Origin of the sequence: Methanosarcina sp. DH1, assembly GCF_020804205.1 — an archaeon.
Taxonomy (GTDB): domain Archaea; phylum Halobacteriota; class Methanosarcinia; order Methanosarcinales; family Methanosarcinaceae; genus Methanosarcina; species Methanosarcina vacuolata.
Genome location: NZ_WJBJ01000037.1, coordinates 22,073 through 43,558 on the forward strand (window position 1 = coordinate 22,073; position 21,486 = coordinate 43,558).

Sequence of the window (21,486 nt, forward strand, 5' to 3'; positions counted from 1 at the left end):
TTTGAAAAAATGATTATTTTTTCCTCACATCAGGCCAATCTGCTTCATCAATCCCACAAGGTCATAGAAAAGCTTCTCTTCGATGATCTCACCATCTTTCCAGTGAGCAACTGTACAGAATTCCACTTTGAATTTCTTATTTGTAGGCTGGATTTCTTTTCCATTGGACCCTTTCATAGGTCCTTTCATGGTACCTGTGAATATGGCTACTGAACATGTCCAGTCGCCCTGGCCAAAAAGCACTTTATACGGCCTGTTCTCGACATGGTTGTCCGGAAATGTCTGAAAAAATTGCACGGCTTCTTCATGATGTGCCTTTTTTCCTCTTGTCGGTTCCGGTTGACCCGGCCAGTACACAGCAACTTCTTCAGCATGACGTTTCTTGAAGGTATCCCAGTCCTGTGAATTCCATGCATCATCCAGAGTCACCATCAGTTGCAGGTTTTCTTCTACTGTCACTCCCATCATCCCCTATTTATTCTTGATCCCAAAAAACGATTATCAATAAATTTAATTTAAACTATAGATTCAGAACAATTAATGAAACCCATAATTAGGTACCAATTATCCCAAAAAATTCCAACAGGAAGCTAATGGATGTACTTATTAATTTTAAAATACGTTTTTGAGCCTAATTTTAAAATACGTTTTTGAGCTGCTGTTAATTATATAATTCAATACAGATATATTCTTGCAGCTTTGTATTAATTCAATTGAGTTTTACCTCTCTTACAAAATTTATAGTACTCCAGTACTGGAAACTATAAATGTTTAACAAAAATTTCATTTATTAATTTTTAATTCTGTATTTTGTAGCGAAATGTTCTGGTATATATAAATTTGCTAAGTACTGGAAACATAAGAAAATAATTATCGTTATTTTAATATTCAAAATTTTAATATTAATCCCAGATGAATAATTACAAAAATATTTAATTAGTTTTCATCTTTTACCTTTAAATAGATGTGGCGTATAACTATATTTTACATCTGGAATTGTCATGCGGCAATTTAGTATGTAATTGACGAGATAAAAAGGCATAGTGACCTTTGAGTCACTTTAGATTCACCTTAGAATCGCCTTAAGCAGAATCGTTTAAGTGACAGATTTCTGTTAATATCGTTAAGGGGAGAACTGGTTAGCAGAATTTGTAATGGAGTTTTATTGAACCGAGTCTTAAAGCTTGAGTTCGATACATGAGCTTCAAACAAATTAAATTTCGGATTAAGTTTCAAACAAATTTTGCAAAACCGGCGATCAGTAAGAGGGTAAAACAACATGGATAAAGGATTATACAAATTACCGGATTTGAAATATGGATATGACGACCTGGCACCTTATATTTCCGAAGAACAACTCAAGTTACATCATGACAAGCACCACCAGGCTTATGTTACTAACGCAAATGCAGCTATAGAAATGATGGACAAGGCAAGGAAAGAAGGAACTGACTTTGATTATAAGGCAACTGCAAAAGCCCTGTCTTTCAACCTGGGTGGACATATCCTTCACAACTACTTCTGGTGGGAGATGACCCCTGAGAGTAATGCGAGCAAAGAGGCCGTGGGTGAACTGGCCGAGGTGATCAAAGATAACTTTGGAAGTTTTGACAGGTTTAAAAAGGAGTTTACCCAGGTTGCATCAAGCGTTGAGGGTTCCGGATGGGCAGCCTTAACCTTCTGTAATGATACAAATAGACTTATGATAATGCAGATCGAAAAGCACAATGTGAATGTAGCTCCGGATTACCCTATCCTCATGGCGCTCGATGTGTGGGAGCATGCTTACTATGTCGATTACAAAAACAATAGAGGTAAGTTCATTGAAGGATTCTGGAATATAATCGACTGGGAAGAAATCGATAAATACTTCGCGAAAGTCCAGAAATAAGTTGAAAGTTGCTTTTTAAAGATTTCACGCCTATTCCGATTACGTTTATCATTATTGGAAAAATAAGTAATCGGAATCAAATTATTTTTTTGGAATCAGATTATTTTTTTGGAATCAGATTATTTTTTTGGAATCAGATTATTTTTTTGGAATCAGATTATTTTCAGGGGTAGTTTTTTATCGAGATCAACTTCAGCTTATTTAAACGGGCTTTCTATCTTGACTTTGTCACATTTCCTTTCCATATCAACCGTGAAGTCTAATTTTTCCGTTATAAATATAGTTTCATGAAACAAATAACAACTAACTTCATCAAGTCAAATAATATTTCTGTAAAAAAATATATTATAGAAACATCTTGAATCCGGTTTTTAAAAACAATGACTCTTGTTGTTTTAACCTTTATTGATTACTTTAATGGTTTGATTCTCTTCTCCCATATAGGAAAAATACGAGAAAAATGGTAATTTATTGGCATCTATTCAGCGTACAAAAAACAGGTTTATTGCTATTGATTTTAATGTTTCATAAGCATAGAATTACCAACTGTATAAAACCGAAAAGCGCGATCATTAACAATAGTTATGAAAAATTGGACAATAAAATTTTGCCCATTTTAAATTTAAGAAGATGCCTATTGAGAGTGTTTTTTCTATGTTGAATAGTTACTTCATTTTTCGAAGAATTTCATGTGCGTTTTTTAAAAAACAAAAACACTTATATGTTTTTTAATTTTTTCTGAAAGGCCACACTGCGGCGTGACAATACAATTTTGAAACTTTCCCGAAAACAGTCTTTTTGAGCGAAGTACAGCGTAGCGAAAAGGACACCGTCTTCCCGAGACAGGACTCAGGCAATGAAAAGAACTGCAAGTTCTCGAAATGCTGCAATTGGTGATATATAAATATATACGAAATGAGAAATTAGTAAAGTTATATACGTGTCCAAGTTTCTATAAAAGACTAGCTCTTTATTTATATCACTCTATGAAATTACCCGGAGTAGAGCAAATGAACAAGAACAAAAGATTAAAGCTTATAGTTATGCTTTTAGTGACCCTGTTTTTTGGGATAGTGCTTGGCCCGGTGGCAAATGCCACTTCGGAAGAACCAGTCACAGAGAACGAAGAGAGTGAACAGAAATCTGTTGATGATTTACAATGGAGTGAATGGCAACAGTCTCATACTATGGAAGTTGAAGTGACAACGGTTTATGATTACAAAACAGATGGTACACTCAAAATCACTGAAACTTATTCGGGAATAGGACTTAAGTCTAAATTTAAGGAAAATGAACTAACAAGATCTCAGACTTTTCCAGTCTCTGACGGAAAAGAGATCGCTCTTAGTACAAAAAGCGATAGTTTGAAACTGAAACCAGGAGATAAGAAAGAATTTGTAACCCAAAAATCTGTAGTGATTACAACTAGCAATGATCCTTTTGAGTGGTGGAACAGTTCTTCTTTAGCCTCTATTTCCTACCCCCAATGGACTTTCTCAAAGATTACCTCGGGACAGAATACTTATTACGTAGTGGCAGACCCCATAAATTAAATATGGAAACAGAAAAGTCTGAAGACAGTTAAAAATACGATCCTTAAGAAAAAATGGATTGACAACCCCGTAGAATACACTCATTATATATCATATCCTAATGGAAATTGGGTTGCTGGAGACGGAATGGCAGACAATAAATACAGACTTCTCGGTGGCTATCATTTACGGCTCTGGAAACTACCAAATGGGAACGTCGTTTCAAATGCCCACCACGATGACAGTGTTCTCATTATTCCTGGACATCAAGTAGATGGATATGAAAACGCAGAAACCAAAGTTGCTAAATTTTTTGGAACCGGAAGCAAATCATATTGGCTGGACAATGTGTACTATAGTAAATACTATAAAGCCTATAATGACGGCTCAGCGAAACTGTTCTGAAAGTTTAAAAAGTAATTCATATTAATTCATATTAACAGTATCTCTTAATGGCAAATATCTATTCCTCGCAGCAAAATAATTCCTTAAAAAACAAACATGATATTCTTTGAATAATATGCAAAACCAATGAAAATGCTTGCAGATGGCAGCATTTTCATGCTAATTATTTGGTTTCCAAATTTTATGGGATTATTATCAATGGTTTCTGGAATCCATTAACCTGATCCCTAAGTTCCAGAGTGAAATTTGGGTGGCTCAATTTGGGAGTTTCACCTCAATAAACATAATTCGTTGAACAAAGATGCATTTTGAAATTGAGTTTCTGAGTTGAGTTTTTCTCAGGAAAAAAGCACTTACTTGAAAAAAATGGATAAAAATGCACTAAGTTCATAAATTAAAGAGAAAAATATATTAACTATAAATTTTCAAATTTTATAGAAAACGAACTTTATAGAAAACGAACATGATACTCTTTGAATAATATGCACAAACAATGAAAATGCTTGCAGATGGCAGTATTTTCATGCTAAACGAACATGATACTCTTTGAATAACATGCACAAACAATGAAAATGCTTGCAGATGGCAGCATTTTCAAGCTAACATTAGTATAATCCAGTTTTTAGTGTGAAGATTCCTTATTACGAATCTTCTCCTAATTTACAAAACATCTATACATTTACAAGCCTGCAGGCAGTCGGTCAAGGTGCATAATATGGAAAACAATCTACTCGATCTGATCCTCCTCTCTGAAAAAAGAAAGAATGTACTGCTTCTTCTGCTTGAAGGACCAAAAGATATTGAAACAATAAAAAAAGCTCTCAGTGCCAGTGCAACCGCAGTCCAGCCCCAGGTAAAAAAGCTTAAAGAGCAGCACCTGATAGTCCAGGAAAAAAACCTCTATAAACTTAGCGAAATAGGTAGAGTTGTGGTTGAGAAGATGAAGCCTCTTGTGGACACGCTTGCCGTTCTAGAAGAGAATGCGAATTACTGGGCAGAAAGGGAAGTGAATGAGATTCCACCTTTTCTCCTGCAAAGAATTTGCGAGCTTGGGCACTGCACTATAATCGAACCTCAGGTAGACTATATGTTTGAGATGATCCCGGAATACGTCAGAAATGTCCGGATGGCAAAAGAGCTAAAGGTTGCAATTTCATATTTCCACCCGCTTTTCCCTTCTTTTTACCTGGAAATTGCCGAAAAAGGAATCCCTATATCGCTGTTACTCCCCGAGTCCATCCTGAAAAGATGGATCGAAGATTACAGAGAACAGACCGAACAATACCTGAAAAAGGAAAATACTAAACTTTTTGTCTGCACGGACTGCGAAAGGATATCTGCGGTCGTAGCCGCGAATAATTTTATGGCATTGGCTCTTTTCCCGAAAAGCACGGTCTTTGACCGAAAATATGTGATATGCTTTGAGCCGGGAGCTCTGGCCTGGGGAAAAGAACTCTATGACTACTATGAACAGCACTCTGAACAAATTAAGAATATAGACAATTACACACAAGCGTAAATATAGACAATCGCATCCAATGTAGAATATCAATAATTATACCGGCGTCCCCTGACCAAATAAAATAGGAATTTTAAAAACCAACCTGTGAGCCTATATGCTCCAGGGAAAAAGGGGTGTTTCTATTTCTTCCAGCCGCCTTTCAGAGATATTCCTCAAAACCTGCTTTACCTTTTGAATATTCTTCGTGCCAGCCCGAAGGTACGGGCATTTTTTCATAAAGGTTTTTCCTCTGAGCCTCAAAAAGATCCGGGGTCTTTCCCATAAACTCTGCAGCACAGAGGACGCGGATTTCAACCATTCCATCCAGTTCTTTTAACCAGTTGTACCCTTCAAAAGACCTGAGCAGATGATGGTCCAGAATCAGGGTATCAACATGCCTGGCTAGAAGGAGAGCATTTTCCAAGGCCTGTTTTCCTGCCTCGGGGACGCGGTGTGAAAGATAAAGAGGAGGGCCTGAGGCAAAAACAATTGTGGGTTCCCAGGCAAGCACCTTAAGGACGGCTTCCCTGTCCAGAAGCTGGATGTCAGAACTATGGACAAAAACATCATCTCCCTCGCAGATCCGGGTCATCATTACAGTCCCGAAGCCTTTTTCTCTGGCACCATGAGGGACAGGAGAAGAAAATTCCATATTGCCAGACTTCACGCCTTCCGAAGCCGGGAGAGGAAAACCCAGAAAATCCGAAAGTTCACGCCTCCGCTTTGAAGACAGGCCTGAGATTTTTTCCGGGCCTTTGCACCAGAAGTTTATCCCATCAAGCGAAGGGAGGGCTTCCATCGGGAGCTGATACGGATCTTCAGCCCTCATTGGCATATGGTCACCGTGAAAATGGCTGATAACAACATCTGTCGCCTGCCCAAATGCAGAAAGAACTTTTTCTCTTATCCTGAAAGCAGCAGCAACTTCTATTGGGTGGGGAAGCAGGCCTGAACGTAAGCGTGCAAGCGCAACTCCGGGGTCGAGCAGGGTCGTCTTATCGTCCGTCTTTACAACGCAGGCAAGGGATCTTGCTCCAAAAGACTCACACCCGAGTATTTCGATCTGCACATTTTCACTCCTTTCCAGAAAGGTATTCTCTGGAAAACATCTGTACGGTCAGAACAAAGTAGGAGAGCAAAAGGGGACCTATAACGATCCCTAACAGTCCGAAAAGGGATACTCCTATAACAACCCCAAGCAGGGACAGAAATGGATGGATTTCTCCAACTCTTTTCTGGATAATGGGCCGGAGGAAGTTGTCAATAACACTTATAAAAATCCCGGCTGCAAGTATAGCGATCGCTGCAGTATAGTCTTTCTGGAAAAACTGGACAATAGTTGCAGGAACCCAGACAAAGGGCGCTCCGACAACAGGCAAGAAGGATAGAATTGCTGCAATGAAGCCCCAGAGAAAAGATCCCTGGATATTAAAGATAACAAATACTATAGTCAGAATTCCACCCTGGACAAGAGCAACTGCCCCGCTGGCGATAAGAGTTGTCCGAACAATTCTTCGGAATTCATCCAGAAGAGTGGCTGTATTTTCTTCATTGAAAGGAACTGCAACAGAGACCTGGCGCATAAAATCCGAGTCTTCTCCAGTAAAGAGGTAATAGAGCATGAAGTACATTATCAATAGCCCAATGGACTGCTGGCTTATACTCTGGATTGACCCCACAATGAACAGGCTTGTGTAATTAACGGCCCGCGAAGCAAGTTCCATTGCTTTTTCTTCAATTTTTTTCTGGAATATATCTACAGGAATATTCAACCTTGCGAGAGAATCAGCTAAAAAGTGGCCTCCAGCTTCAATAGACGTGAGAATAGATGCCTGATTAACTAAAAGCTGTTCAATTTCGTCGATGACTGTATTCAAAAGAAAGTAAAGAGGAACCAGTACAACAAAGATAGAAATTATTATTACAAGTACGGCTGCTAATTGTTTCCGAAGCCTTAGTTTTCTTACGAAAAAATGATATAAAGGACGAAATATAACGAAAAGGATCAGGGCCCCAAAAATATAATTTAAATAAGGAAGTGTAGCATAAGCAATAAGAACAGTCAAAACAACAATTATGAGAAGGGCCAAAGTCATCTTTACAGCTTTTTTCATCAAACTTAATTGGCTTTCTATTATTAAAATATAATTACGACTGTTCCAAATAAACCGTTTGCCCGCAACCGTTGACCCGCAACCGTTGCGCCGGTTTATCACAAACCGTTGCGCCGGTTTATCACGCCGATAGGGTTCGGGGATAAGGTACTCAAATTCAAATGTTGCCAGAAGTTTTCGATCAACCGTTGCGCCGGTTGATCACGCCGACCTGTCGTTGCTGTGGTTTTCGCTCAAGCCTTTTTTCAAAAGGCTTGCGGGAAAGACGTTTTTTGAAAAAGCTTATGTTAAAAGTCTGTTATCAGGGTTTGCTTTTCGTCTCTTTCGCGGAGTTTGGTGACTCCTATGCCTACTAGCCTGAGCTTTTGATTCCCTATAAATTCGGAAAGAAGCTGCATGGATGTCCTTTTGATCACAAAGATGTCCGAAGTCCAGATAGGGATGGTTTTTGAGCGTGTATAGGTAGAGAAATCCTCAAAACGCACGGTAAGGGTTACGGTTTTGAAAAGGAACCTGTTTTTGAGAAGGGATTTATGCACACTTTCAGCAAGCAGGTCAAGAGAACAGGCGATTTTTACAGGGTCGCTGGTGTCTTCAGCAAAAGTTCCGTGCCTGCTGATTGATTTTACACTTTCCTTTTCCCGAACCTCCCTAAAATCAAGTCCGTTTGCCAGTTGCTTCATGCGAAGTCCCATTTTTCCGAACTTTTCAGAAAGAAGCTGTACATCACAGGTTGCAAGTTCTTCTACCCTGTTTAAGCCCATCGATTTCAGTGTATCAGCCGTTTTTTCCCCTATTCCTGGAATTTTTGAAACCGGCAGCGGAAAAAGAAATTTCCTCACCTCTTCGGGCCTGACAACGGTAAGCCCATCAGGCTTCTGGAAGCCAGACGCGATTTTTGCGATTAACTTATTCGGCCCGACTCCGACTGAACAGGTAATTCCTTCCTGTTTCTGTACTTCATCCTTGATCCTGAGGGCGTAAAGGGCAGCCTCTTCAAAACTCGTGATTTCGGGCCCTGGTACAAGATAGGCTTCATCCACGCTGACCTGCTGGAACCTGTCTGCAAATCCCTTCAAAAGCTCCATTATTTTTTCCGAAACGCCTGCGTAGAGTTTCATGTTTACAGGCAAAAAAAACGCATTCGGACAGAGCCTGTAAGCCTGTGAAATGGGCATTGCGGAGTGAATTCCGTATTTCCGCGCCTCGTACGAGCAGGTGCTTACAACTCCCCTTCCTGAACCTCCTTTTGGGTCAGATCCCACAACTACAGGCAGACCTTTTAGTTCTGGCCTCTCTCTTACCTCAACAGACGCAAAGAAACTGTCCATATCTGCGTGGAAGGTAATTCGCCTTTCAGGGGGATTTATTTTCGAAATGGAAATAGGCATTACTCTTAGATAGAAAAAAATATAAAAAAGGTTTGAGGAAGTCGAGTGAAAGTATTAACCTGTTGTTTTTATTTCAGCGCCATCAGGAATATTGAACACAAATTCAGAATCTGGAATTCCGGAATTAACCTTAAGATCCCATATTTCGACTTTTGCTGTCAGGTTTCCACTACTGTCGTACATCTCGTACTTAAGAGGCATCCATGTTTCTTTATCTACCCAGACTTTCGTATAGTATTGTGCAGCACTTTCTCCGGTTTCTTTAGGACTTGTTTTCAGTAGATACGTTTCTCTATTGTCAAGTTTCTCAACTCCCAGTAAAGAGACATTCGTATCATTAAGGGTAATTCCTATTATGGTCAGATAATCACTTTTAGTTATTTCAGAAGTTTTTGGAAGCTTTGTTTTCATTATTGTATTTGTGCCGGGGATATAGGTCCACCGGAATTCTCCATCTGAAAGTACAAGCGTTTCTTCCTCTGTTCCTAGTTCCTGTATAAAGTTCTTAATCCTATGAGGTTTCTTGTATATGGTTTTAAAACAGGAGCATTGACTTGAATATTTTCTTTATTTTCACTTTACTCATCCTCTTTATTTTTGTTCGTTGAATTCGTATTCACAGGGTGACACTGCTGCTACTGGCTGACATTATCCAGGGACAGACTGACATCACCTCAGTACCTTCTTTGCCCGGCACAAGATTGCGACTAAAAAGTGAGACCTTAAGGAAAAAATGAAAATTGTATTTGATGATTATTTGTGGAAGTGAAGTTATAAAGCAATTTCCAATGTAAAAACATGAAGTTATTTTTTGAATATTCCTAAACAAGATATGAACAGCTGGATGAAAGAATCACCAAAACGAAGGAGAACAAGAAATAGCTGTTAAAGGTGCTGGAGTTTTCCAGAGAGTCCACTGCATAACAATGCGGCGAAACTGGCGGCGAGAGCAAAGGTCAGAAAAAAGGATGTGAGCCTTCAAACCATAACAGAGGAAGGAACAAAGGCAAATGACACATTTATGATGATTGTTCAGACAGCAAAGAAACTGGGTGTAAATGCATATCAGTACATATGTGATAGAGTCGCCAACAAATTCGAGATACCATCTATGGCCCCTCTGGCTCAACTCATCAGTGAAAAAAGTTCATTGAGCGAAAATTGAGGGACTTCCACTCAATTTGAAGAGGATACAATAATCCTCAAGATTAAAAACGATAAAAAAGATTGAGGTTAAAGGGGTGTGGGGATTGTTTATCAAATATGACAATAGCTGAGATTAGGTGACCTCAGATTGTCGAGTCCGGCAGATATTTCTATGCCTTCCAGTACGCTTTCTTATAGCCACAAAAAAGGAACAAAAATCACCGGGATTTTTTATATATTTGAGACCTTCAAAGTTATATAAGGATTGTAACCATATTAATAAAAACCAATTCAATAAGGGGTGAAATAAATGGTGAAATTAACTGATGAAATGAAGGAAGACTTTGCAAAGATGAAAATTTTTCCATTTGCAACTGCATCTAAAGGTGGAGAACCAAATGTCATACCAATAGGCATGTGTGACCTACAGGAAGATGGAGAAACAATCTGGATCGCAGACAACTATTTTAATAAAACTCGCAACAATCTTGATGAAAACCACAGGGGAGCGATCTATGTATGGGGCCCGGAAATCAAAGGCTGCTACCAGATAAAAGGAGATATTGAGATTAAGACTGAAGGGGAAGATTACGAGAAAATGTATAAAATGGTCAAGAGCAAAGGAGACAGGTTCCCTGCAAAAGCCCTTGCAGTTATGAAAATTACTGATGTTTATGAGTGCAAACCCGGGGCTGGGGACGAGCCAGGACAGAAACTGCTTTGATCCCGCTTAAAGCTTAATCTATAAGTTTAATCCATGAATTAGCCAATCCATAATTCAGCCAGTCCATAATTTATCCAATCCATAATTTATCCAATCCATAATTTATCCAATCCATAATTTATCCAATCCATAATTTAACCAATCCATAAGTTTATGATTTTTTTCTTGCCACGAAGATGAAAAATCTTCACAATCTTTTTTTGAAAATATTGAAAATGATTGGTGATTCCGCCATAGAAAGTTGTGAGAAACTGAGACACAGAGGAGGCTGCAAGATGGTCGAAGAAATAGAAAAAAAATCAAATCTACTCAATGACTCCATGAAGATCACTGTGTTTAAGAACGGTCCATATATGGTGACCGGTAGAGTTCCTCTTATGACCTGGGAAATTTGCAAAGATGAAGACACTGAACGTCTAATATGGCGTGAAGTCAAGAAATACCCTATAAGGAACCGGTATGCTCTGTGCCGATGTGGCCATTCAGGGAATAAGCCTTTCTGTGATGGGACACATTCAAAGATCAACTTTGACGGAACCGAGTCAGGAGACTTTGCGCCCTTTAGCGAAGGTACTAATGTTATCACTGGTCCTTTGCTGACTCTTATTGACAATAAGCATCTATGTGTCCATGCAGGATTTTGCACACAGGCAGGGAAAATATGGAACCTTGTCCAGCAACCCGAAAACTCGGAAGCTCGAGACATTGCTATAGAAGAAGCAAGTAACTGCCCTTCAGGCAGGTTGGTAATTATTGACAATGCCACAGGAAAAACGATTGAGCCTGAGCTTGAAAAATCGATTGTTGTTGTGGAAGGGCTTCACCAGGGCGAGCACGGTCCTCTATGGGTACGTGGCGGCATCCCGATAAAATCTGCCGACGGCAAACAGTACGAGATCAGAAACAGGGTCACTCTCTGCAGGTGCGGGAAATCCAGAAATAAACCGTTTTGCGATGGGAGCCATGTGGAGATTGAGATAGATTGAGAAAATAGATGAAAATGAAAAGATGTTAACGGGCTGTCTCAAAACTATTCTTAGTTTTTGTTCCCTAACCGAGCCCAAATGAATTCAAATTCCATAACTGAAATCTGCAGAACTGGAAGTTTAAGCCTCCAGAGCTGAAATTTCAGATTTCCGAATTTTCTTATTAATTTTCAGGCCTGTGTTTTTCATCATCAAGGTTCTCAAAGTCTTCCGTATTTTCTTCTCTTGCCCGTTTTTTAAAGGCTCGGTTTTTCAGGTAGATCGCCACTATTAAAACTGCCAGTAGAAGGAATATTGGATATTTAAAGAAATTAAGTAATCCCTGAAGCCTTGATGAACTTTCTGTAGAAGCTGAACTTTCTGTAGCATGATCATTTTCACTTTTTGTATCACCTGGCATTTTACCTGAAGAGGCTGAAGCAATCTCAACTACATTTTCAATGCCTCCCGTTACTGCCGTACCTTCTTTTAAAGGCAGTCCGAGTCCGTCTCCTGAAAGGAAACGCGAATCTTTAAAGAGCCGTGCAAAAACCGTGGAATTCCGCTCAAAAAGATATGCTGCTCCATTATCACTCGCTGCAGCAAGGGCCGAGCTATCGCGAGAAATGGACACATCATTAATATTTCCTCCGCAACTGTAGTTCCAGAATTCCTTCCCATCGAGATCGAGCACATAAAGCGTATCGTCCCAGCTTCCGGCTGCAATGAATGATGAATCCGGCGAAATTGCAACACTGTAGACATCATCTTTTACCTTATAATCCCAGAGTTTTGTGCCTGTGCTGTTAAAAAGGTATACTTTATCGTCAAAACTTCCTGCTGCCAGATATGAACCGTTGTTTGTCAGGGAAACACTGCTGATCCAGTAAGCAGGGTTGTGTATCCAGGAAAAATCTCCTTTCTGGTTAAGGAAATATACATTATAATTGGACCCTCCGGCAGCCACATAATGGGCCTGTGGAGTAATGCATACACAATTGATTACACTACCTGTCCTTCGTTCCCAGATTTTATTCCCTTCGTTGTCAAAGAGATAAATGCAATAATTGGAACCTCCGGCTGTAACGTAAGGGCCTTCTCTGGAGAGGGCTATACTGCGGACGGAAGCCCCGGAATCGAAATTCCATAACAGCTTGCCTTCTTTATTAAAGAAGTAAATCTTGCCGTCGTCACTGCCTGCTGCTACATATGAACCATCGGAAGAGATCAAAACACAATTCACGCTGCCCCCTGTTTTGTAACTCCATAGCACTTTCCCTTCCCTGTTAAAAAAGTATACCTTCTTATCATTGCTTCCTGCAGCTACACCAGTCCCATCTGGAGAGATTGATACAGTGTAAACAATATCTCCAGTAGTATAATTCCAGAGTTTCTTCCCCTCGAAATTAAAAAGAGAAACATTATGATTAAAATCCCCAACTGCAAGATAATTTCCATCAGAAGAAAGAGAAACCGTGTTAACTATACATCCTGTTTCACATCTGCAGAGCAGGTCAAAAGCTCTGAGTTCTGAAAGATTTACGTCCCCGCCCGAGGTAACAGGATCTGCAGCTCCCAAATCTACAAACAGGCCGAAAAGCAGACCCAGTACTATAAATAACCATATTCCCGCTAACTGTCTCATAGTAATGTATAGTTTAGGAGTTTATTCTTCATGAATTTTTTGCAAGAGTCCACAATTAGATAAAGGGAAAAAGAACGTCACTATAGAAAATAGAACATCATTTTATAACGAATGGTGTCATATTATTTATTTAACTGATATTATATAATAAACTGACATATTTTAGATTTTGTTGTATCCTGTTGTATCCTGAAATGATTTCGTAGACTCAAAACCATTTGAAAGTCTAATTCATAATACAACAGCATTCGACACAAAAGGTTAAACGTTGAATAAATTCCAATTCCATTTTGGTATTGTGGAATGATTAAGTAAAAGAAACAAATTCAAAGTTGGAGTCTTCATTCCGGAACAATTGATATCAGGATTTTTGCCAATTCAGGATAAAAAGAAAAAAAATGAAATTATTTTTCATCAAGGTGACTTCTTTCGTCTCAAAACCAGCAACGTAAAGGCTACAGTCACAGATGCAAATATCCAAAATATAACGGTAAATGGGTTTATTGCTTTTTTGAGCACATCTACTTTCTTTCTTAGCCGTAGTGGGTTCACTTAGTTCAACTCCACGAAATTTTTGGCTATGTAACCATATGCCTACTATGTAATCATATGCCTAATTAGTATTGAATATTGGTACCATTGCCAGGGGTAACAGATATTGATTTTGATTTATTAGGTAATAGAGCTATCCGAAAAGTCAGTAATCGAATGTTGTAAAAATTACAATCGATATAAATATTCTTTTATCAGCTTCGGTTTTACATCTTGCATATTTTCAAAGCAACAGTGGAGAATCACTTTTCGTACAGGCTCTAAGTCACAGGGCAATTTTAGGTTTTCATGAAATTCTCGGATTTTGTTTAAATTTCTATGAGATTTACCTCTATTTAGCATGAAAATACTGCCATCTGCAAGCATTTTCATTTTTTGTGCATGTTATTCAAAGAATCTCATGTTCGTTTTTAGTACGACAGACCTCTGTTTAGTATGGCACGCATCGGTTTAGTATAATATCTGCGTAGTCTAACAACGCACATACCTTTCTAGCGAAAAGGAACTCAAATCTGAGGGCGACTTACTAATTAAATGAGCAATTTAATATAAATATCATACCATTTGAGATGATATTACTCAACGTTACTATGTAAAAAATAATAAATTGTGATGGGATTCTGACAATATATCCATTGAAAAGTTCTCTTGTTTTTGGGTGTTTTCCATATATCCTTGCTAAATTTACTTATTCTTTACTGAGTAGAATTGAAGACATGGAAAAATATATATATTGTTTAATATCCCAAAATTGACAGAAACATATATTATATAATGTATAAATTGACTTCAGACTTCGGCTTTGTCCATACAATTCAAATTTATTCTTTGTGTTTAAAGAGTTTTAACATATTTTACTGTTCCACAAAATGATGTATCAACGCGAGGCGTTTTTTGTAATAAAATACTGTATTAAGTAACAGAATCTGTCAAACTAAGGTTTAATTAGAGGTTAGTTAAACCGGAAGAATGAGCAGATAGTTAACTTAACGAAGTCACACAAAAGGTCACACAAAAGCAAGCAGTTCACATTCAAGCTTGATCCGTTTTCAAAGCTTAATTCAGGATAGTATTAATCAGTTTTTCAAGTTCATTTCTATCAACTAAATCAATAAGATTTGCTTCAGCTAATTTTCTGGCAGAATCAGTGAAATAACTATTCGTAACTACTATGCCTTCGGTACATTTGTAAAAGCCTTTTGCAGCTACAACTTCCTGTACTGCACTGTTTGATACCTTACTCGAGTATCGTTTGACCTGAACAGCGATTCTCGTTTTTTCTTTTGACGTCAGAATCAGATCTGCACCCTGATCACCTGAAAATGGAGTGTGATAGACTGAATACCCTAACTGTTCATAAACGCATTTCATAAACTCTTCAAATTTGTATCCGTTCATTTCATCAATTTCGGCTAATGTGGGTAGTACTGGTTTTGATGGTTTTCTAAGGAATTGTTTTACAAACCTATGCGGTAAGTGAATTAAGAAACTGAAGAGCAGCCATAAAGATTTCAGTAAATGCATTGAGAGACAGAATAGTCGCCACATTGCTTTTAGTAAATGAATTGAGAAACTAAACAATAACCTCATTGCTTTCAGTAAGTAAATTGGGAAACTAAACAGTAGCTTTATTAATTTTAGAAAAAGATATGGCACAATTTTAAATATTTCAGTAATAAGGTGATGTTGTTTTCTTCTTTTATCTCTCTTTCCGATTTTCATCAATGTACTTCCTTCTGTTTTTAAAAGTCTGCCGAAAATCTATGATATATGTTGAAAAGTCACAATAAATCTATAATCAGAGTAGCTGCTTTGGTTTTTCGTCCTGTTATTGTTCATCCTTATTGTTCATCTTATTACTGTAAAAGTTGCAGTCGATAACCACTTTTCGAATAGACTCTAAATAACGGAACAACTTTAGGTTTTCGTAGAAGTCTCATACTTATGTTAAATTTCGATGGAGATTTGCCTTTGTTTATTATGACATTTGCATTATACGATACAGAAATACCTCTCTAGCGAAAGGCAATTCAAACCCAAGAGCAACTTGCCAATTAAAAGAATAACTTAATATAAATATACTGTCGTTTGAAAAGCCGTTTCCAATGCTGAACTTAACTTTTCTATGGCAAGTAAGAATTGAATACCTAAATATCTCTCATTTGACGAAGAAGGAGATCACTGCCTATTTCAGTTGATCTCAAGACGTTATGAAAAGTAGCAAACGACCTTAACATCGAATAAGTCATAGGGAGAGTGGGGAGATATTTAAGGACCATGTGATAGCGGTTGCTGTACTTGATAGGATTCTTCAGCATAGTACGACGATTAACATCAAAGGAGAAAGTTACAGGCTGAAAGAAATGAAGATGCAGGGAATTAAAACAGGAAATATATTTGTCACTAATTTCTAGCAAGTTTATGAAAAATTGAGTAAAGTTTGTATCAAAAGGTGGGGAAAAGTAATCAGGCCAAAATGGGAAAAATCGGCCTAGACACTATGCTGAATTACAAATTTGCGTTACGAAAACTGTCTTTATTTCCCTTATATTTCGCCTCTTATTACATCTCAAAAATCACCTCCCTTCGAACTTCCCCATCAGAAATAACCATAACTATAAATCAGGGTTATTCAAAATAGCCACTTGTGACCTCTGGAGAAACTGTACGGGCAGAAATCCTTGTATCCGGAAGGGTGCAGGGCGTGGGTTTTCGAAGATTTGCGAGAAATGCTGCCGAGCGTCTTGGCGTAGAATCTAACCCCAAAAATTTAAGGGACGGCAGGGTGTTTGTCATTGCCGAAGGCAGACCTGAATCTGTGGAACTTTATATTGCTGAACTCAGGAAAGGGCCCATGTTTGCTCATGTGGAAGCTGTCGATGTCACTTTTAAAGAAGCCCTTGGAAATGTTTACCAAGTCTTTTGAAAAAAGGCTTGAGCAAAAAAGTAGGAAAAAGGCGTGGTAAATGTCTATTCAGCTTTTTTTCAACCTTTTGAAAAAAGGCTTGAGCGAAAAAGCAGGAAAAAGGCGTGGTAAATATCTCTTCAGCTTTTTTTCAGGATCTTTGCAATAATCACAATTCCTACAAGATTGACCAATCCTATCACAAGGTATCCTATCAGGTGCGTTAAGCTCGAATTAGATTTTCCAGATTCCTTTTTCAAGAAACTAGCAGTAGAATTTCTTCCTGAACCTGATATTGATTCTGAATTTTCTTCACTACTTTCTTCGATTTTCTGCCCTTTTTCAGTGAATTCCAGTACCGAGTCGGTTTCAAGAGTGAGCTCTTTTTCCTGCCTTTCAAGGCTGTTTCCGGAATCAAGAACAGCACTGACCGTATAGGTGCTTTCTGGATCAAGCCCCAGGAAGAGAAACTCGTCATCATGTTGCAGGGAAGCTACAATATTTCCGTCCTGCACGTTTCCGTCTTCTTCATCCCCATTCTTCCTTAGTTCTACAGAGCCCTTTTCCGGGAGTTCCACTTTCAGGTTTACGTGGCCTGTCAGAAGAATCTGCTTTCCTTCTGCAAACCTTGGCCTGTCTGGGATATCCAGAATTCCGAGCAGCGTTGGAGCAAAGTCTTCCTGACCATGCTTTCCCCTGATAATTCCACTTTCAACATCCTGGGCATGCACTATAAGGGGAATGAGTTGTGCTTCATCAGTCTCCGTAAATTTTTCTGACTGATGCCCTCCCTTGGAATCGTCTTTGGAAAAACCCATTCCATGGTCTGCTGTCAGTACAAAGGCAAGGTCATTTTTCTTGCAGAGCTCATAAAGAGGGTAAATATCAGTATCAAGACATTCAATGCAATCTACATACCCATAATTATCCCGGTGGTGCCCACTTGAATCTACAGCGCCTACGTTGATAGTGAGCAGGTATTTTTGTTCCGGCGTATTTCTAGCCATATACTTAACAATATTACACGCAGTCTCGACTCCCCATCGGTTATATCCGCTATACTTTTCCCGTGTCTCTTTTGATGTAACATATCCGGGAGCCTTGTCAGCAGCTTCTCCCATAACCTGTAAAAGCCCTTCAGGTACCTCCAAACTGTCAGAGGATGGTTCGGGTTGCTCGAGAACAATGTTTATTTTATTTATTGAGTTATTTTCATCCCTGAGAATGACATCCTGCTCGGCACGGATTGACCAGGAATCCCCTCTTTCCATAACTGCAATACAGAGATAGCCTTCCCTGCGTAGAATATCGAAAATAGTGGCATCTTTGAAGCTTACAAGTTCACTGTCTGCACCCGGGTTTCCCGTGACAAGTACTGAATGCCCTCCTTCGGTAAAGGTCTGAGGTGCTCGGAATTCCAGAACTCTAATACTTTCTTTACTTATTTCGGGTAGATTTTCAAGTTCGGCTTTTTCAAGGGATGCCCCGTCAAGCGCATGAGGTGTAAGTTCAGGATAGATAAAAGGTGCACTCAGCCCGTCTACAATCAGCACGACTGCGCCCTGGGGTGTGTTAACAGGATTTACCTCCACTTCGGTCAGTCCGGAGGCAGGAACTGGAAGAATGAAAAAGACAATAAGCGTTAAAAGAAAAAATAGAACTGAAAAGGAGCGGGGTTTTTGGACGGGCACAAACATTGTAAATTAGTTTACTTTCAAGCTATAAAGAATTTATCTTTTCAGGATAAACTTTCTGCCGGGTATTCTGTATTACTTTCCGATTTTCTTACACCGGACAACACTTTGGGTTTGACCCCACTCCATAGTTTTTTTGATCAAATTAGCCCACTTGAGTGAGCTAGCATTACTTCAAGTCTTTCATTCCTGAACCTGAATAAAAGAATGCCATTAATATGAACACTCACTTTTCTATTTCCTTCCCAAATCTGAATCGGTCGTGGGTTTGAATCATTGAAAACCGAAAGCGCAAGAGTCTCTCAATATATTCATTAAATGCGTGGGATGTACTCGCTTTTTCGGAATTGATCTATAATTCGGGGACACGACCTCTGAATCAAAAATCAATAAATCGAAGAAAGAACATACGCAGTTATTGTTTTTTCTTTCTTTGATATATGATTACTCCGATCACTGCTACAAACGCCCAGAAAGAGCTCATAAGAGGAGCACTTTTTGGTTCCTGAGTAGAACTGGAATTTTGTTCCTGCTTGCTCGCCGTTTCCGTATCATTTAATATTCCGGTATTTAATATTCCGGTATTTGATATTCCAGCATCATTTGCCTTATTTTTGGTTTTATTAATTGTATGAAGCAACTCATTAAGAGTAGTATTTTCATATAGTGTTATAGCTTTTCCATCGTCAGTTAATGTATATTTACCCCGATAAAAATTTGTAACTATAAAGTGTTCAGGGCCAAAATCCTTTGTATTTGAATTATTGTCCTTGTTTAGGTAAATCAAAACTTTCTCACCCGTTTTGAAGCTTGGATCGGCATCTGTAGTCATTTTGACATTTCCAACTGTCCCACCAGTAACTCTCACAACAACATCTCTGGATGATAGCGGGTTTTTCAGGTACTCATCAACACTTATAATGATGTCAGTGTAAATAATATTTTCAAAGTAGAGTTCAGAAATTGGTTTATCAGGTTGTTTCCCATCTATGGTATTCCATTTGGACGGAAGTATTTCTTTAACGGTGCCTATTACAATCATGTCGGAATGACTTCTCAACTCATCATGGTTGTATGGTATGAAATCTATACATATGTCAACACCGATGGGTTCTTCACTATTGTTTTCGGGTCTGAAAGTGTCATTTGAAGGATTGGGCAGTGCTAAAGCGTTTAATGTCAGCAAAAAAAGAGCTCCAACTAAAAAAATTGCATGTTTTACAATATTTCTCATGGTTTAGCCTCGGCGTGTGGAGTTAAGACAGAGTTTACCAACAAAGACAGAATTCACCAATACATTGTGAATACATTAGGAAATTTTAAATAAACAATTATAAGTTTGCCTGGTTAAAAACCTTGCACAATCTCTTAGTTGATCGACTTCATACTGGCAAAAAGAGTCAAGAAAGCACAGACCTATGGCGAGATTATTTAATAGCTGTGCCTTTAAAAAAGGTGTAACAAAACGTGCCTTCTTTCCCGGCCGTCCGGTAGAGGTCACTAATACCTTTATTCCACGTTTTTTCATCGATCATCTTTAGTTCCAGCGCCTGCTTCCTGACACCCTCGACCATCGCAGTGAAAGTATTTTTCGTAAATCCCTCTACCAGATCGGGTTTACTCGAATCAACATATACCATTCTGGGGGAGACAATCACGTTTTTAAAACCAGCACGATTTAATAGCGGATAAATTTCTCTGCCTATAAGAGAATTGCCCCCCAAAAGTTCCTGAATATCAATCAGACACTTTATTGCTTGCATAGCTTCATCACTCCTGGGGTAGAAATAGCTTGAACCGTGATCACCCTCTATGACAGTTATCGTACCCTCTTTTTTAAGTACCCTCTTAACTGACAATAAGGCATCAAGAGGATTTTTAAGGTGTTCAAGCACAAAGCATACGAAAATATGGTCGAAAGTCTCGTCTTCATAGGGCAGAGCGAAGATATTTGCCACCTGAAAATCAACATTTTTCAACCCCTCTTTTTTAGCCAGTAGTCTTGCTTTTTCAACCGATTCGGTTGAAATATCAATTGATGTGATGCTGGCTTCGGGGCTGTTTCTGCTAAGTATGACTGTTTGTGCACCCACACCGCAACCGGCCTCAAGCACTTTGCTTCCAGGAGGATATATGGTATCGTGATGTAATAGCGCAGTGAGTGTATTTGCCTGATCATGGAGTCGAAAATTTTCTCTATTGGAATATCCGTGTACGTAATCCATTTTATCTACCGAATTCCATAATAATTGCTTTTCTGTTACGAATCTGTCTTTTAATGTTAATATGTGTACAGGAATTTAGTGCTAAATAAGTATTATTATAAATGTTCTGCTTATCTGACTCAGTTTCATAATTTAGTGATTTCTCATTTTTTCCGTCCTTAAAACTTCACTTTTCTCTGCTAACTGCTCAAACAAACTGTAATAATCCTTGAGAAACGATTTCTTTGGCAAGAATGCCAAAGAATTATTTTACTCCTTAAATTTTTCACTGAATTTTTTGACTAAAATCGATACGCTTCGCTACTTAATCCTTAACTCAGCTCTCAAAAATATCTTTTACTAAAGCTTAAATGGAGTAAATAATCTGAACAATTCCAGAAATGACTTTTGTGGTTTCTTGAGCAAATTTAATCTTCTCATTTGAGTAAGTTTAATCTGATTCTCAATTCCTTTATCWGTCCTGAACTGCTTCTTGTTATCCGTTTTTAGACTTTTTGAATARTARCTTTCAATAGGATTATTTGTCGCYGGCGCTCCTGGAAGATAATGGAACAAAGTAAGATTTAGCCAGTGTTTATTGATCATCCACAATCGTTTTTGAACCAATTCATCATATGTTCTTATATTTTCCATTAATTTATTGAAGTTATATTTTGCTTTTTCAAGACTATTAARTGGAAGATTTTCCTTTTTYCGTCTTCTTTCAAGCTTTAATTCATTTCTATACTTGTAAAATTTCTTTTTTGCGTTTTTACTCCATTCCTGATGTTTTTCTTCTTTATTAACTAGATTAGGT

At 38.4% G+C, this 21,486-nt stretch carries 18 protein-coding genes and 2 pseudogenes; 9 read left to right on the forward strand and 11 right to left on the reverse strand.

The window, feature by feature from the left end; all coding sequences use genetic code 11:
• Nucleotides 1–24: 24 nt before the first annotated feature.
• Complete coding sequence (locus FXW07_RS18630) at nt 25–459, reverse strand: ester cyclase (RefSeq protein ID WP_229397105.1); 435 nt, start codon at nt 457–459, stop codon at nt 25–27.
• A gap of 820 nt (nt 460–1,279) precedes the next feature.
• On the opposite strand from FXW07_RS18630, the gene FXW07_RS18635 reads away from it, so the two are divergent.
• The 4 genes from FXW07_RS18635 (at nt 1,280) to FXW07_RS18650 (ending at nt 5,347) form a co-directional block, all read left to right on the forward strand.
• Nucleotides 1,280–1,891 carry a superoxide dismutase gene (locus FXW07_RS18635; RefSeq protein WP_229397106.1) on the forward strand — a complete coding sequence of 204 codons (612 nt, stop codon included), beginning with the start codon at nt 1,280–1,282 and terminating at the stop codon, nt 1,889–1,891.
• A 1,010-nt stretch (nt 1,892–2,901) separates the two neighbouring features.
• A complete protein-coding gene (locus FXW07_RS18640) occupies nt 2,902–3,444 on the forward strand; it encodes a hypothetical protein (RefSeq protein WP_229397107.1) in 543 nt (180 codons plus the stop codon).
• A gap of 126 nt (nt 3,445–3,570) precedes the next feature.
• Nucleotides 3,571–3,828 (forward strand): hypothetical protein, encoded by a 258-nt coding sequence (locus FXW07_RS18645; RefSeq protein WP_229397108.1) that lies wholly within the window; start codon nt 3,571–3,573, stop codon nt 3,826–3,828.
• Between the two features lie 715 nt (nt 3,829–4,543).
• Nucleotides 4,544–5,347 carry a winged helix-turn-helix domain-containing protein gene (locus tag FXW07_RS18650; protein WP_229397109.1) on the forward strand — a complete coding sequence of 268 codons (804 nt, stop codon included), beginning with the start codon at nt 4,544–4,546 and terminating at the stop codon, nt 5,345–5,347.
• A 142-nt stretch (nt 5,348–5,489) separates the two neighbouring features.
• On the opposite strand, the gene FXW07_RS18655 is transcribed toward FXW07_RS18650, so the two are convergent.
• From FXW07_RS18655 to FXW07_RS18670, 4 genes are all read right to left on the reverse strand, one after another.
• Entirely contained in the window at nt 5,490–6,398 is a 909-nt protein-coding gene (locus FXW07_RS18655) for a hypothetical protein (RefSeq protein ID WP_229397110.1), read from the reverse strand.
• A 4-nt stretch (nt 6,399–6,402) separates the two neighbouring features.
• Nucleotides 6,403–7,443, reverse strand: a complete 1,041-nt coding sequence (locus FXW07_RS18660; RefSeq protein WP_229397111.1) for an AI-2E family transporter — start codon at nt 7,441–7,443, stop codon at nt 6,403–6,405.
• Nucleotides 7,444–7,730: 287 nt separating this feature from the next.
• The gene (dinB, locus tag FXW07_RS18665; protein ID WP_229397112.1) at nt 7,731–8,834 is read right to left on the reverse strand and encodes a DNA polymerase IV; all 1,104 of its coding nucleotides are present in this window, start codon (nt 8,832–8,834) and stop codon (nt 7,731–7,733) included.
• A gap of 54 nt (nt 8,835–8,888) precedes the next feature.
• A complete protein-coding gene (locus tag FXW07_RS18670) occupies nt 8,889–9,365 on the reverse strand; it encodes an outer membrane lipoprotein carrier protein LolA (protein ID WP_346655681.1) in 477 nt (158 codons plus the stop codon).
• Nucleotides 9,366–9,804: 439 nt separating this feature from the next.
• Between FXW07_RS18670 and FXW07_RS18675 the strand changes: the two genes are divergently transcribed.
• The 3 genes from FXW07_RS18675 (at nt 9,805) to FXW07_RS18685 (ending at nt 11,690) form a co-directional block, all read left to right on the forward strand.
• Nucleotides 9,805–9,999 carry a hypothetical protein gene (locus tag FXW07_RS18675; RefSeq protein ID WP_229397114.1) on the forward strand — a complete coding sequence of 65 codons (195 nt, stop codon included), beginning with the start codon at nt 9,805–9,807 and terminating at the stop codon, nt 9,997–9,999.
• A gap of 291 nt (nt 10,000–10,290) precedes the next feature.
• On the forward strand, nt 10,291–10,704 hold the full coding sequence (locus tag FXW07_RS18680; protein ID WP_229397115.1) for a pyridoxamine 5'-phosphate oxidase family protein: 414 nt from the start codon (nt 10,291–10,293) through the stop codon (nt 10,702–10,704).
• 275 nt (nt 10,705–10,979) lie between these two features.
• On the forward strand, nt 10,980–11,690 hold the full coding sequence (locus tag FXW07_RS18685) for a CDGSH iron-sulfur domain-containing protein (protein ID WP_229397116.1): 711 nt from the start codon (nt 10,980–10,982) through the stop codon (nt 11,688–11,690).
• A 163-nt stretch (nt 11,691–11,853) separates the two neighbouring features.
• Here the strand turns inward: FXW07_RS18685 and FXW07_RS18690 are convergent, their stop codons facing one another.
• Both FXW07_RS18690 and FXW07_RS18695 read right to left on the reverse strand, forming a co-directional pair.
• Entirely contained in the window at nt 11,854–13,314 is a 1,461-nt protein-coding gene (locus tag FXW07_RS18690) for a PQQ-binding-like beta-propeller repeat protein (protein WP_229397117.1), read from the reverse strand.
• Nucleotides 13,315–14,922: 1,608 nt separating this feature from the next.
• Nucleotides 14,923–15,588: a restriction endonuclease gene (locus FXW07_RS18695; RefSeq protein WP_229397118.1), complete on the reverse strand. Its 666-nt coding sequence runs from the start codon at nt 15,586–15,588 to the stop codon at nt 14,923–14,925.
• A gap of 430 nt (nt 15,589–16,018) precedes the next feature.
• Here FXW07_RS18695 and FXW07_RS18700 point away from each other — a divergent pair.
• Nucleotides 16,019–16,280, forward strand: a pseudogene (locus FXW07_RS18700) (ATP-binding protein); the annotation flags it as partial.
• Nucleotides 16,281–16,513: 233 nt separating this feature from the next.
• Nucleotides 16,514–16,792 (forward strand): acylphosphatase, encoded by a 279-nt coding sequence (locus FXW07_RS18705; RefSeq protein ID WP_229397119.1) that lies wholly within the window; start codon nt 16,514–16,516, stop codon nt 16,790–16,792.
• Nucleotides 16,793–16,911: 119 nt separating this feature from the next.
• Here the strand turns inward: FXW07_RS18705 and FXW07_RS18710 are convergent, their stop codons facing one another.
• The 4 genes and pseudogenes from FXW07_RS18710 to FXW07_RS18725 all read right to left on the reverse strand — a co-directional run.
• Nucleotides 16,912–18,468, reverse strand: a complete 1,557-nt coding sequence (locus FXW07_RS18710) for a sulfatase-like hydrolase/transferase (protein WP_229397120.1) — start codon at nt 18,466–18,468, stop codon at nt 16,912–16,914.
• 412 nt (nt 18,469–18,880) lie between these two features.
• Nucleotides 18,881–19,699, reverse strand: a complete 819-nt coding sequence (locus FXW07_RS18715; protein ID WP_229397121.1) for a hypothetical protein — start codon at nt 19,697–19,699, stop codon at nt 18,881–18,883.
• A gap of 193 nt (nt 19,700–19,892) precedes the next feature.
• On the reverse strand, nt 19,893–20,690 hold the full coding sequence (locus tag FXW07_RS18720; protein WP_229397122.1) for a class I SAM-dependent methyltransferase: 798 nt from the start codon (nt 20,688–20,690) through the stop codon (nt 19,893–19,895).
• A 339-nt stretch (nt 20,691–21,029) separates the two neighbouring features.
• Nucleotides 21,030–21,486, reverse strand: a pseudogene (locus tag FXW07_RS18725) (ISNCY family transposase); the annotation flags it as partial.

What these genes read in the sequence shown, in the direction of transcription:
- FXW07_RS18635 (WP_229397106.1), top strand. Translation starts at nt 1,280, where the DNA reads ATGGATAAAGGATTATACAAATTACCGGATTTGAAATATGGATATGAC.
- FXW07_RS18640 (WP_229397107.1), top strand. Translation starts at nt 2,902, where the DNA reads ATGAACAAGAACAAAAGATTAAAGCTTATAGTTATGCTTTTAGTGACC.
- FXW07_RS18650 (WP_229397109.1), top strand. Translation starts at nt 4,544, where the DNA reads ATGGAAAACAATCTACTCGATCTGATCCTCCTCTCTGAAAAAAGAAAG.
- FXW07_RS18690 (WP_229397117.1), bottom strand. Translation starts at nt 13,314, where the DNA reads ATGAGACAGTTAGCGGGAATATGGTTATTTATAGTACTGGGTCTGCTT.
- FXW07_RS18645 (WP_229397108.1), top strand. Translation starts at nt 3,571, where the DNA reads ATGGCAGACAATAAATACAGACTTCTCGGTGGCTATCATTTACGGCTC.
- dinB (WP_229397112.1), bottom strand. Translation starts at nt 8,834, where the DNA reads ATGCCTATTTCCATTTCGAAAATAAATCCCCCTGAAAGGCGAATTACC.
- FXW07_RS18715 (WP_229397121.1), bottom strand. Translation starts at nt 19,699, where the DNA reads ATGAGAAATATTGTAAAACATGCAATTTTTTTAGTTGGAGCTCTTTTT.
- FXW07_RS18680 (WP_229397115.1), top strand. Translation starts at nt 10,291, where the DNA reads ATGGTGAAATTAACTGATGAAATGAAGGAAGACTTTGCAAAGATGAAA.
- FXW07_RS18695 (WP_229397118.1), bottom strand. Translation starts at nt 15,588, where the DNA reads ATGAAAATCGGAAAGAGAGATAAAAGAAGAAAACAACATCACCTTATT.
- FXW07_RS18685 (WP_229397116.1), top strand. Translation starts at nt 10,980, where the DNA reads ATGGTCGAAGAAATAGAAAAAAAATCAAATCTACTCAATGACTCCATG.
- FXW07_RS18660 (WP_229397111.1), bottom strand. Translation starts at nt 7,443, where the DNA reads ATGAAAAAAGCTGTAAAGATGACTTTGGCCCTTCTCATAATTGTTGTT.
- FXW07_RS18710 (WP_229397120.1), bottom strand. Translation starts at nt 18,468, where the DNA reads ATGTTTGTGCCCGTCCAAAAACCCCGCTCCTTTTCAGTTCTATTTTTT.
- FXW07_RS18720 (WP_229397122.1), bottom strand. Translation starts at nt 20,690, where the DNA reads ATGGATTACGTACACGGATATTCCAATAGAGAAAATTTTCGACTCCAT.